The 12090-nt window shown below is 53.7% G+C and carries 6 protein-coding genes; 3 read left to right on the top strand and 3 right to left on the bottom strand.

Translation table 11 applies throughout. From position 1 onward, the window contains the following. The first annotated feature begins 173 nt into the window (after positions 1-173). Both AC2IBB_RS13385 and AC2IBB_RS13380 read left to right on the top strand, forming a co-directional pair. Positions 174-2747 carry an autotransporter family protein gene (locus tag AC2IBB_RS13385; RefSeq protein ID WP_486333333.1) on the top strand — a complete coding sequence of 858 codons (2574 nt, stop codon included), beginning with the start codon at positions 174-176 and terminating at the stop codon, positions 2745-2747. Between the two features lie 184 nt (positions 2748-2931). After that, a complete protein-coding gene (locus tag AC2IBB_RS13380; RefSeq protein WP_486333332.1) occupies positions 2932-5550 on the top strand; it encodes a CHASE domain-containing protein in 2619 nt (872 codons plus the stop codon). 1 nt (position 5551) lies between these two features. Here the strand turns inward: AC2IBB_RS13380 and AC2IBB_RS13375 are convergent, their stop codons facing one another. The 3 genes from AC2IBB_RS13375 to AC2IBB_RS13365 form a co-directional block, all read right to left on the bottom strand. Next, on the bottom strand, positions 5552-7054 hold the full coding sequence (locus tag AC2IBB_RS13375; RefSeq protein ID WP_486333331.1) for a serine/threonine protein kinase: 1503 nt from the start codon (positions 7052-7054) through the stop codon (positions 5552-5554). A gap of 301 nt (positions 7055-7355) precedes the next feature. Then, the gene (locus AC2IBB_RS13370; RefSeq protein ID WP_486333330.1) at positions 7356-9263 is read right to left on the bottom strand and encodes a caspase family protein; all 1908 of its coding nucleotides are present in this window, start codon (positions 9261-9263) and stop codon (positions 7356-7358) included. Positions 9264-9471: 208 nt separating this feature from the next. Beyond that, positions 9472-10296 (bottom strand): alpha/beta fold hydrolase, encoded by an 825-nt coding sequence (locus AC2IBB_RS13365; RefSeq protein ID WP_486333329.1) that lies wholly within the window; start codon positions 10294-10296, stop codon positions 9472-9474. A gap of 478 nt (positions 10297-10774) precedes the next feature. Here AC2IBB_RS13365 and tssA point away from each other — a divergent pair, with 478 nt between their 5' ends. Continuing rightward, a complete protein-coding gene (tssA, locus tag AC2IBB_RS13360) occupies positions 10775-12049 on the top strand; it encodes a type VI secretion system protein TssA (protein ID WP_486333328.1) in 1275 nt (424 codons plus the stop codon). Positions 12050-12090: the final 41 nt, after the last annotated feature.

Below are 12090 nucleotides of genomic sequence, written 5' to 3'. Positions count from 1 at the left end.
GGATGCGCAAAAACATCCAGAAATTTCCTACACGATTTCATAGCCCTCGCCTACACTTTCTAATTAAAAACAAATCTGGCCCGCCAGCGGTAGCTGCTGAAGTCTTGGTCACGGCCGCGATCCGATCGCATTGACAGCTGTAACAACCTCAAGAAAAAGGCAAGGTACGCAACATGACGCTCAGACTCCGATCTCTTCTCTGCTCCACGCTTTTTTTGCTACTTAACTGCATAGCTTCACTCTCCCTCGCCGCCACAGCAGTAAAAGATAGGTATACCATCGACTCAAACAAGGGACAGGAAAAACTCATTGTTACCTACAATGACGTCATTGAAATCAGCACAAGAGAAGCTATCGAAGCCGCTAAAATTACTAGCGTTTCCGCGCTAAGTGACACTTCAGCTGGCGTAATAGCTATTGACGGAGATGACAACCTTTCTATTAATTTCAACCCCACTTCAGGGTATTCAGGCGATGTAACGTTTACTTACACCTTACAGGATATCCGTGGCACAAGTAGCGCCGTGGTCACGTTAAATATTAAAAGCGAGACCGGTAGCGTAGAAGCAGTGGATGATGAGTACCTAGCGGGGAAAGAGCCCATAACGATCTTCCCCTTGGAAAACGATGTCAAACCCAGCGGCAACCCCTCGGATTTCACCATAGATACGCCAGAACAAGGCTCGCTTACTCAACTGAGCGGCATCCGCGGGCTTTATAAGTACACCCCGCCCAGCGACTTGACCGAACCCACTGATATCGCACTCAGCTACACTGTCACCTATGAGGGCGTCGGCAGTAGCACCGCTACTGTCACCATATCCATCGACCCTGACTCGGAGCCTTTGTTGGCGGGCGCCAAAGATGAGGAACAGGAACAGCTTGCTGGAGTACTGCAAGCCGCCTGTGACACTAACTCCGCGGGCATTGTCAGAGAGACGGACGCCACCTTCGAAGCTACCTGTAACGCCCTGGCGGCATTGAGCGACTCGGAAAGATCGGATGCGCTGGAGCAAATTCTGCTGCGCCAGATCGGCGCTCAGGCCGGCGCGATGAAAGAAGCCGCCGCGTCACAGGTAAAAAGCCTGGGCGATCGCCTCAGCAATCTTCGTAACGGCGCGACCGGATTAAGCCTGGTGGGACTGCGCACGGAAGTTCAAGGGCAGAACTTCAGCGTCGGCAAATTATTGGGCGTGACAGGAACTGGCGGCGCCGCCGGGGACGATGAAGTCACGTTCGCTGATAATCGTCTGGGCGTGTTTTTAAGCGGCTCGCTGATTTTCGGCGACGCGGACGCCAACGGCGACCAGCGCGCTTATGAGTATGATGCGCAACAACTGCTCGCCGGCGTCGACTATCGCTTCACCAATAAACTGATTCTCGGTATTTCCGCCGGATACACCACGACGGACAGCGAAGAAAACAACTCCGTCACCAAATTGGAGACGGATACCTGGAACCTCGCCTTCTATGGTAACTATTACCCTCGGGACAACTGGTACTTTGACTGGATCGCCGGCTACGGCGGCGTCTCCATCGACTCCACTCGCGCCGTCAACTTTCCTGGCGTCACTTCGACCTCCAAGGGCGATACCGATGGCGATCAATGGAACGCCGCCATGGGAACGGGCGTCAATTATCAGGTTCAGCAATGGCAAATAGACGCCTTCCTCAATATCGAATACCGCACCGTCAATGTGGACGCCTATAGCGAAAGCAACGACGCAGGCTTGGGGCTGGATGTCATGGAATACTCTACAGACCTCATGACCGGAACCTTGGGGGCGCGAGTCAGTCAGGCGCTGAGCTACGACTTTGGCGTGCTGATTCCACAACTGGAGCTGGCGTTCGTGAATGAGTTGAAAAACGATCCCACCGAAATCGAAGCGCAGCTATCGATATTCCCTGAAGCCGGTTCATTCAAACTGCAAACTGAGGAAGCGGATAAAACTTATATGAACGCCGGTTTATCGCTCACAGGCGTTTTCAAAAGCGGCACATCGGCCTACGTCCGCTACGGGACTGACTTCGCCCGTGACAACCTCTCCACCGACGTTTGGCAAGCAGGCGTACGTATGGAGCTGGGCGGACCACAAGCAGAAAGCGGCGTCTTTCATACCCTTGAAGGCCAATCCATCGCTCCGGGCGTTATGGTCGGAACCTTGGGCGCAGGCATCAGCGTCACTATTCCATTGCATGACCTGAGTTGGAATATGCGCGGAATGATCAATGGCTTTTCACACTCCGTAGATCGTTCTCTGGACGACGTGGATTATGATGTCGATATTGATCTGGAGTCATACGGCCTCATCATGGACTGGCATCCATTTGAGGGCGGCTTCCGCGTCAGCGGCGGTTTGTTCTCCAACCGCAATGAGTTCACCGGCGTCGCAACACCGACAGAGGATGTCGAAATCGGGGACTTCACATTTACGCCTGAACAGGTTGGCACGCTGCACGCCAAGATCGACTATGACCGCGCCATTTCGCCTTACCTGGGCATAGGCTGGGGCAATGCCGTCGCGCCGACCAAAGGATGGGGCTTTAACGCAGATCTGGGAATATTGTTCACCGACACCGCCCAAGCGAATTTGTCGGCGGATAGCCCCGCGGCCGACGCCAATCCTGCTCTCAAGGCGCAATTGGAAAGCGAATTGGCGAAAGAAGAGGACAACATCAATAACGACGATCTGGACAACGCCAAGTACTGGCCGGTCATCGCCATTGGCGTCACCTATCAGTTCTAGTTGCGACTTGTCAGCTCCGGTTGTGATCGCACTCACGCCGACGGCGCGCCCGACAGAGGCCGTCGCGTCAATGGGCAGGAGGCGCAAGCCTCCTTGACAAGTTCAGCCTCGCCAACTGAACTTTCCATAAGCGTCTATGATCAATCGGCCGTCTCGGCGGCGGCCAGTAATGCATTAGAAAAGGATGGAGAGTATCACACATCAACCCGGCAACGCATTCTGGGCCTCCGTCGCCCCCTTGTTCAGACGCCGCCTGCTTGCAGCCTGGGGTGTATTAATCGCCAGCTTGGCCATGGTGATTCTGGCCGCTGGCGTCATCCGCAACCAGGAACAGCTCAGCGCAGAGCGCCAGTTCCAGCTCTATGTCGATGAAATTTCGTCCCTGATCACCCAGCGCATGCGCGACCATGAACAAATTCTGCTGGGCGGCGGCGCGCTGTTCAAAGCCAGTGATGAAGTAAAGCGCGAAGAGTGGCGCACCTATATTGAAAGCCTCAACCTCAACAAGAACTACCCTGGCATCCTTGGCGTCGGCTATTCCACCGTGATCCCCAGAGGCCAGCTCGCCCAGCATATCGCCACAGTAAGAGCCGAAGGCTTTCCCAACTATACCGTCAAGCCTCAGGGAGAGCGGGAGCTCTATACCGCTATTGTCTATCTGGAGCCCTTTCTTGGACGCAACCTGGCGGCGTTCGGCTACGACATGATGTCCGAGGAGACCCGGGCGCAAGCCATGCGCCAAGCCGCTGTTTCAGCGGAAACCGCTCTATCCGGGAAAGTCACCCTGGTGCAGGAAACCCACGGAAAAGTGCAGTCAGGATTTCTGATGTACGTGCCCATCTACGCCAAGGGTATGATTCCAGAGACAGAGCAGGCGCGCTGGCGCGCTTTGCAAGGCTTCGTTTACAGCCCTTATCGCATCGACGACTTGATGGCAGGCATACTTGGACCGCGCCGGCCGCAGATTTCATTTCGCATCTACGACGAAAGCGCCATCAGCGACGAAACGCTGATGTTCGAAACCGAAGAAAACGACTTTCAATCAGGCCTGCAGGAGCGCGAAGAGGTCGATCCCCCCAGATATAGCGCCACACGCACTCTGACATTCTACCAACATGACTGGACGGTGGTGTTCGAGAGCACTCCGACGTTTGAGGCGAACGCCATCACGCATTTGGACAAGCTGGTGGTGGGACTGGGCGGCGTGGTCAGCCTGCTGTTAACGCTTTTGGTCTGGTTTCTCTCATTTCGGCGCGAGCAGGCGCTGGAGTTGGCCAAGCGCATGACGCAGACCATTCGAGACAACGAAACCCGGTTGCGTCAAAGCGAGGAGCGCTTCCAATTGGCGGTGCGAGGCTCCAACGACGGGATCTGGGACTGGAACCTGGAAACCGGTCACATGTATTACGCACCTCGTTTTCAGGCCCTGCTCGGGCATGAGGAAGGCAGCTTCAGCAATACCTTCACTGAGTTTGAGCAGAAGATTCATCCTCAAGACAAAAACCCAGTGCTCCAGGCGATCAAAGCGCACCTCGAGAACGAGTCGCCTTACGACATTACTCATCGCCTGATGACCCGCTCCGGCGATTGGCGGTGGTTCCGGTCACGGGGCGCCGCCATTCGCAACAAGCAAAATGTCGCTATCAGAATGGCTGGCTCCATCTCTGACATCCATCAGCAAAAAATGGCGGAAGCAGAAGCGGAAGAGCACGCGCAACACACCCAGGCGATACTCAACAACATCAACGACGGCATCATCACCGTCGACGAGATTGGCTTTATCGCCTCTTTCAATCGGGCGGCGGAACGCATCTTCCACTATAACGCCGACTCGGTAATCGGTTACAACCTTAAACGATTATTCGCCAACTATTCCGATGACGAGGCCTCTGAAACCATGGCGGACTATTTATCCGCCTCCATTCGCAGCGACAGCAGCGGCGAAGAGCACGAAATCGAGGGCGTGCGCCAGAACGGCGAGCGATTTCCAGTTGGCATCTCAGTGTCCGAAGTGCACAGGAGGGCGGAGCGGCTATTTATTGTGGTAGTTCGGGACATTACCGAGCGCAAGCGTGTGGACCGCATGAAAAACGAGTTTATCTCCACCGTCAGCCATGAACTGCGCACCCCATTGACGTCGATCACCGGCGCGCTCAGCCTCTTGCTGAACGGCGCCGTCGGCGAACCAACGGAGGAGTTCTCCCGCTTTTTGCAAATCGCCTACAAGAACAGCCAGCGACTCGCACTACTGATCAATGACCTGTTGGATATGGAGAAAATCACCGCTGGAGGCGTAAAGTACAGTTTCTCAGTGGAGCCGATCATGCCTCTGGTGGAACAGTCCATCGACACCAACCTGGTGTATGGACAGCAACATGAAGTGGAATACCAGATCATTCATCGGGAAGACGCGAGCCTCGTGAATGTTGACCCTTTGAGGTTTCAGCAGATACTGGCCAACTTCCTGTCTAACGCCGCCAAATTCTCTCCTCAAGGCTCAACAGTGGATATATCGGTCAAACGCAGGGAAAATTACGTGCGCATCTCCGTCACAGATCGAGGTCCAGGCATTTCCCCCGAGTTTTACACCCGCATATTCAAGAAGTTTTCCCAGGCCGACTCTTCCGATCGCCGACAAAAAGGCGGCACAGGTCTGGGGCTGTTCATCTCCAGGGAGCTGGCCAAGGGCATGCATGGGCGCATTGATTTCGAGTCGGAAGTCGGGAAAGGCGCCACCTTTTATGTAGAGCTGCCCCTGGCGTCCGGTCAGGAGCAGCACGCCCCCGAACCGAAGCAGGCCTGAGTCACTTTTTCAACTGCGCCGCCAGCTTAGATAATTGCGCAGAGCTGGGGAATAGTTGACTGCCAGTTGTGGCTTCCGCCAACGCCATCTGCGACTCTCCCTGATCTCGCAACTCACCAATACGGGACACTAAGTCAAGCTCCAACGACTTGAGACCCTCTTGAGCAACCTGATTAGCAGGATCGATTTCGAGCACGATTTTGTAAGCGTCATAGGCGCTGGAGCCCGAAGGCGTCACCAAACGACCTTGCAGACGATGTACTTTGGCGACCTTAAGCAAACGCTCAATCTTTGCAGACACCTCAGGATTCAGGCTCTGTACTTCGGTACTGGCGGGAAGCACAGGATTAGTCGTACCTGTCGACGCGTTCGCGGATGATGAGTCACTTTGGCCATTGTCAGGGTTGGACGCGCCGCCGCTTTCAGTATTGTGTTTGTCTGCGCCGCCGACAGTCCCCTGAGAGCCGGACTGACTGGATGACGTTCCCGTCCCGTTGACGGTGCTCGGGGTCAACTTAACGGGCTCCACTGGAGTCGTCACACCGCTCTGCTCCACTGACGGCGTCAAAACATACAGCAATCCGGCCGCCGCCACCGCCAGCAAACCGCCAACGCCAGCGAACATCGGCCCCTTGATATTAGCGCCTCTCTTGCCTTCAGCCGCCTGCATCAATGCCTGAATGAACTCTTCCGCAGACTGGTAGCGTTTTTCCGGACTCTTCTCCAATGCTTTAACGACGACTGCATCATAATACTTAGACAAGGTCGGTATCAGCATCGAAGGCAATTCAGGCTTGGCGTGCAGAATTTTCTGCATGATCGCCGTGGGCGAGTTAGCGTTGAAACAATGCTCGTTCGTCAACAACTGATAAAAAATGATGCCGCCAGCGAACAGATCTGAACGCGCATCAACCGGCAACCCCTGACACTGCTCCGGGGACATATATCTGGGGGAGCCGATAATCGTGCCCACCCGCGTCAGCTCGGAGGACTCCAGCTTGGCGACGCCGAAGTCCGCAATTTTCGCCACGCCGTTTTTAGTGATAAAGATGTTCGCAGGTTTCAAGTCGCGGTGAATAATGCCATGTTCATGTATATGCCCCAAACCAGATAAAACGTCTGTCATAATCTTCAGGGTTTTATCAATGGGGAAGCGCTGGCCATCGTCGAGAGCGCTTTTTAACTCATAACCTTCCACATACTCCATGACAAAATAAGGCGCGCCGTCCTGATCGCCGGCGTCGAAAACATTGATGACATTAGGGTGAGATATCTTTCCCGCCGCCCGCATTTCATTACGGAAACGTTCGCGAAATTCACCGGTAACGTCTGCGCCCAACAACTCAGGCAATAACACTTTGACGGCGACAATGCGCTCAAAGTCCGGGTCAAAACACTGATACACCACCCCCATGGCGCCGCGCCCCAGTTCGCGTTGCACCTTATATTTGCCGAAATACTGGGAGTCCATTGAGGCGGGATCGAAAATTTGCGTATCAGACATCGTTCAATTACTGTCCAGCGCTATCAGTTAAATCAAAGGGTTAAGTCCGCTTATCCAAGCATGCCGCCTGCCCTCGCAACCGGCTATAAGGGAAGCGCTATTACTATAACTATAGCGTCAAAACTTGAAGGGCTTGGAGTAATGCCGAGAAATCGTCAATAGAAAAATAATAACGTCTTATAGTCAGTTTCATCCAGCAAATTAATGCTCTACGAAAAAGCCGCAGATATATTAGAGGGGAAAGGAGTCAGAAGAGAAGCAATGGAGGCGGAAGAAATCCGCCCCCATACCATTGTCGCTATCAGATGGGCTTCGCTTTTACGAAGAAGAATTCACCGGCTTCGTGGCCTGCATATTTAATGGCGCCATAGTCCGGAATCTGATCGATGCCGAATTGTTGAGAGCGCTTGCGCACATCACCAAGCACGGAGATAAACAAACGGTTGCCATCCATCAGGCCACTGTTGTTATTCAACGCTTCGATAAACGCCCGTGCGAACACGGAATGATCGCCGCCGCCACTATCCAGTACCGGGCGCACCCCGCCTGAGGTCAGCACCGTACGGGCTTTGATGTCCACCATCAGCTCCAGCCATTCTTTCTGCAGCTCATTCTCCGCCACTGCGCTCTGACGCGCGACAGAAGCAGTGGACAAGGTGCCGGCGTAACAGGAGTCCGCCACCACCATCACGTGCTTGGCCTTGAAAGTATTCAACTGATCTGAAATGGATACGTTGGACAACCAGTTCGCTGTATTGCCAGGCTCCGCATCTACGGGCAGCCAATAACCGCGATCATTCTGCGAATCCAACTCGCCATGCCCAGCATAGTAAATCAGCAGGTTGTCATGCTCGGTCAACTTATCGCGCATTTCGTTCAACGCTGACAACAGTTCATAACGCGTGGCGTTGAGCAACAATTTCGTATTGAAACCGTACTGCTTGCTCAGCATCTCAGCAATGGTGCGAGCATCCTTCTCTGGCGTTTCCAAATCCGTGTAGTAGGCATAATCGCGGTTGCCGATCACCAGTGCGTAATATCGGCCAAAGCTGACTCCGTCAAACTTGGGCGACTGCGAGCTGGCGTCAAATTCGATTTTCTGGGTGCGGGACTGATTGGCCGCCTGATCCAGAAACATGGAAAAGCCAAAACCGACGCGCTGGTCCACTTTGTCAGTTGCATTCATGGCGACATCTGTCTTACGTCCCTGCACCGGCACCTTGATAAAGAACAGGTTAAATTCATCTACATCGACTCTCTTGCCGTTGACCGTGAACGATTTCAAGCCTGCTGGAGAATCCACCTTTCCAATGATCTCCTTTTCGCTCACCGCGTTACGCAGCAGAACGGTGGGACCGCTGCGGGTCAACGATATTGGCGGGTCTAGAATTTGGATGGAGGGCGGCGCTAACGTTGGGTCCAGACTTGCGACTTCAAGCGTCGCCGGCTTAGCGGCTTGATTGGCCTTGTCACGCTGCTGCTGAGCCAACTGTTCCGCTCTCGCCTTCTCCGCGGCGCGACGCTTCTCAGCTTCAGTTTGCTCTTTATATTGTTCAAGCTTGCTTACTTCGCCCTGCAGGTTTGACAACTCTTTCTGCAAGGCGTCATTGGCGATAATGGTGGAGGCGTATTGTAAATTATCGCTCTCCAGGCCGGAGGCGCGACGATACCAGTTCAACGCCATGACAGGGTCTTTGTTAACGCCCAACCCTTTTTCATAAAGGTTCCCCAGGTTAATCTGGGCCCGAGTGAAGTCCTGGTCTGCGGCGCGGCGGTACCAAATAGCCGCCACTTCGTAGTCCGGCGCCAACCCTAATCCTTTTTCGTAAATCTCGCCGACATAGGTTTGCGCCTCAGCGTCGCCGGATTTGGCTTGCTCAAGCCAAACCTTCAGAGCCGTCGAGTAATCAGCTCTGTCAAAAGCGGTGAACTCGCCTCCTCGGATAGCGCAATCCGATGCGGTCGTTTTGATAGGGCGGCGGGCGGTCAAAAAGCGGGCGTTAGCGCCCAACTGTCGTATCTGCCCCGGCAGCAGACAATCCACCACCATCAACTTGTCCGCTTCCACTCCCTGATCGCCGGCCTTATCTACCGGCTGACTGCTACACGCAGCCAAGGCGCCCGCCGCGACCACGGCAGGCAGGCCCCATCGATTGCGCTCTTTCAATGACCTGTGCTGTATACTGCTTTTACCTTGTCTGCGTGTCATAATTCATCTCACTTTTATCAACGCTGCTGTACTGCCTTGGCGACATCGCAAAGGATGACGCCTCCTGTTTATCCGAACAGGCAACACATAAAGCGACGTTCTCGCCCAAAACCCTGAACGCCGAAGCCCGGCCTTCGCTCGCGACAATAAATATTTTTTACAATTAAAGTATTGATCGCACATAGCGCCTGTGCAACGCGATTATTGTTTATCTTTGTCGGCTTATGGTTGCTGTTAGCTGCAAAATCGCATCGTTGACCTGCGGCCAATAATGTCGCCATTCACCGTGTTCCGAAGCCGGCCCCAACTGATATTCCGCCTGCTGCCTCACCGCCTCCTGTTGTATCCATTCCGGTCGGACAGTCGCGTCTTCCCTGGCGGCCCAATGCCATTGCCTGATGCCGCTATCAAGAGCCGATAATAAGGATGGATCGAGAGACCCCGTCAATGGTGAGAATTGATGCCCGGACGTCCATGCCGCCACATTCAGGTTTCCTGACAGCGTCATCACCGCTTCAACATTATCCAATCTCGCCGCCAGCAACATCGCCAACGTCCCTCCCCCACTATGCCCCAGCAATACCATCGGGCGTCTCTCTGTCCTGCGCTGCAAAACCTGCATCATGGCTGCGATAACCTCCTCGCTATAGCGACCATGGGTATACCAGTAGGCGTAACATGACTGGTTTTCTGGCGGGTTTTCCTGATTCCAGGGAGCTGGAGGCGCACGTCTCGATTTAGCGCCATAGTAGCATGGACGTCCCAGATACATTGCTTCTCCCGGCCACTGTCGATACCAATCAAACATTAGCGGGTCCGGTGACGTGGGGTCGGAAGCAATACGCCAGGGCCGGCTCCAGGGAAGCCCGTCCCCCTCAATTACAACGATCAATGGAGCCTGTGCACTATCAGTCATCAGCTCGTTGTTGATTTCATCGGCAGGCTTCCCTTCCTTATAAGCCAGCCACATATCAAAGCCGTCAGCATTGACATAACGAGCAGCCCCCTCCTCCACGTCCGGGGGAGTAGCCAAACCCACGCACCCGGTAACAAAAAAACACAAAGCCATCATGACTAAGACGATGAAATTACCCCGTTTTTTTTGCCGCAGAGCACAGGATCGCAAATACCAACCAAACCTGTAGATGGCCGTTATTTTCAATTTATTCCTACCTTGAAAAACGCATAAACGCCCAGATAAAAGAGATACAAAACGAATCCGCCAAATGCACGACAAGCCACTAAACCTTTCAACCTAATCCCAAAAGGAAGCTTTTAAAACAAAGGGCTAGCGGCAAAAAAGTAGGGGGCGAGCTAGCCTGAAAGCGAATACTTTAGTATATTGACCGGCCTTCCCGGAACCCCAAATAAGGGCTGGGAGAGGGCCCTCGCCAGCCGTGATAAACCAAGTTCACGAGCGGTCAATGTCTTAAACAACATTGATTTCAGGGAAAAATCGGACATACTCCTCTATTTCCGAGCGCCGAACGATTTTATGGAGTAAATACATTATGGCGTCTGACAATATTATTGAGTTAGAGCCTTTCTTCTCGCCAATCAGTGACGAGAGCCCATCCGGAACCGACCTAAGAGATGACAATGACAGCGACTTCAGCGCCGCCAAGGCTGCGCGTCGCAAAGTCGTTTCTCTGGCCAAAGCCGCCCGCTTTGACGCCAACGGAGAACTGGAGCTGGTTGAACAGTGGCGGGAGATCCGCCGTATCGCCCCAACCATACTTAAACGCAAAAGCAAAGACCTTGAGGTCGCCGCCTGGTTCACTGAAGCTTTGCTGAAACTGGAAGGATTCACCGGCCTTCGCGACGGCCTTCAGATCATTAAAGGCTTGGTCGAAAACTTTTGGGACACGGTCTACCCTCTTCCTGACGAAGATGGCGTAGAAACCCGCATTTATCCGCTGATTTCGCTAAATGGCGAAGACGGAACGGGAACCCTGGTCCTTCCGATCAAAAATACGCCGCTGACCGACGACACGGAAAACGTGCTGACTCTTACCTCTTACGGCCGCCTTCAGGACGCTCTGGATATAGAAGATCCGGAAGAGCGCATCCGTCGCTTTGAAGAGCTGAGTCTCAGTGAAGACATCGTTAACCAACAGCTCCTCACTGTAAGTTCTGATAAAGCACAGAATATTTATGAGGATATTCAGGAAGCGCTGGCGTTATGGCAAGAGATCGGAGAACTGGTCGACGCCAAATGCGCAGAGAGCGGCAGTAAAGCCAGCCTTCCCACCAGCGGCGTTAAAAATGCGCTGCAGGAAGTCGAAGAGCTGTATAAGCGCCTGATGAAAAACAAGCTGCTTTCCGATGATGAAGAGCCAATGCAAACCAATGACGGCCAGTCAGGCGGAAACTCTGGCGGAGGAGGCGCTCAGCAAATGAGAGGCGGCGTTGCGCATGGCCCCTTCAGAAGTCGTGAAGACGCCATCAATCATCTGTTGGTGATAGCCGAATACTTTCGTAAGACAGAGCCTCACTCCCCCCTCTGCGGCGCCATTGAAAGAGCCGCCAGCTGGGGTAGAATGTCTATTCAAGAACTGCTCATGGAGCTGATACCTGACGAAGAAGCGCGCGCGCGCTATGCTTTAATGACGGGTATTCAAATTGGCGAAGATGCAGCTCCTATCGGCCAGTTATCGCAAACCGCGAGAGCGGTCACCATTCCTGAGCCAAAAGCAAAAGCCGAGGGCGCTTCCGAACCGGAGCAAGAGTCCGGCAGCGATTGGAATAACAGCGGTGGCGGAGGAAGCGGCGAAAGTGGTTGGTGACAAATCAACATATTAAAGGGTTAAAAATTTTTTTGACGCTT

Source organism: Hahella sp. NS-SX17 (genome assembly GCF_057367735.1).
Note: the sequence above shows the minus strand (reverse complement) of the source record. Positions and strands in the feature narration are given on the sequence as shown.

Bases quoted from the DNA above. Each gene is read 5' to 3' on its own strand.
- AC2IBB_RS13385 (WP_486333333.1), top strand. From the start codon at position 174: ATGACGCTCAGACTCCGATCTCTTCTCTGCTCCACGCTTTTTTTGCTA.
- AC2IBB_RS13380 (WP_486333332.1), top strand. From the start codon at position 2,932: ATGGAGAGTATCACACATCAACCCGGCAACGCATTCTGGGCCTCCGTC.
- AC2IBB_RS13375 (WP_486333331.1), bottom strand. From the start codon at position 7,054: ATGTCTGATACGCAAATTTTCGATCCCGCCTCAATGGACTCCCAGTAT.
- AC2IBB_RS13370 (WP_486333330.1), bottom strand. From the start codon at position 9,263: ATGACACGCAGACAAGGTAAAAGCAGTATACAGCACAGGTCATTGAAA.
- tssA (WP_486333328.1), top strand. From the start codon at position 10,775: ATGGCGTCTGACAATATTATTGAGTTAGAGCCTTTCTTCTCGCCAATC.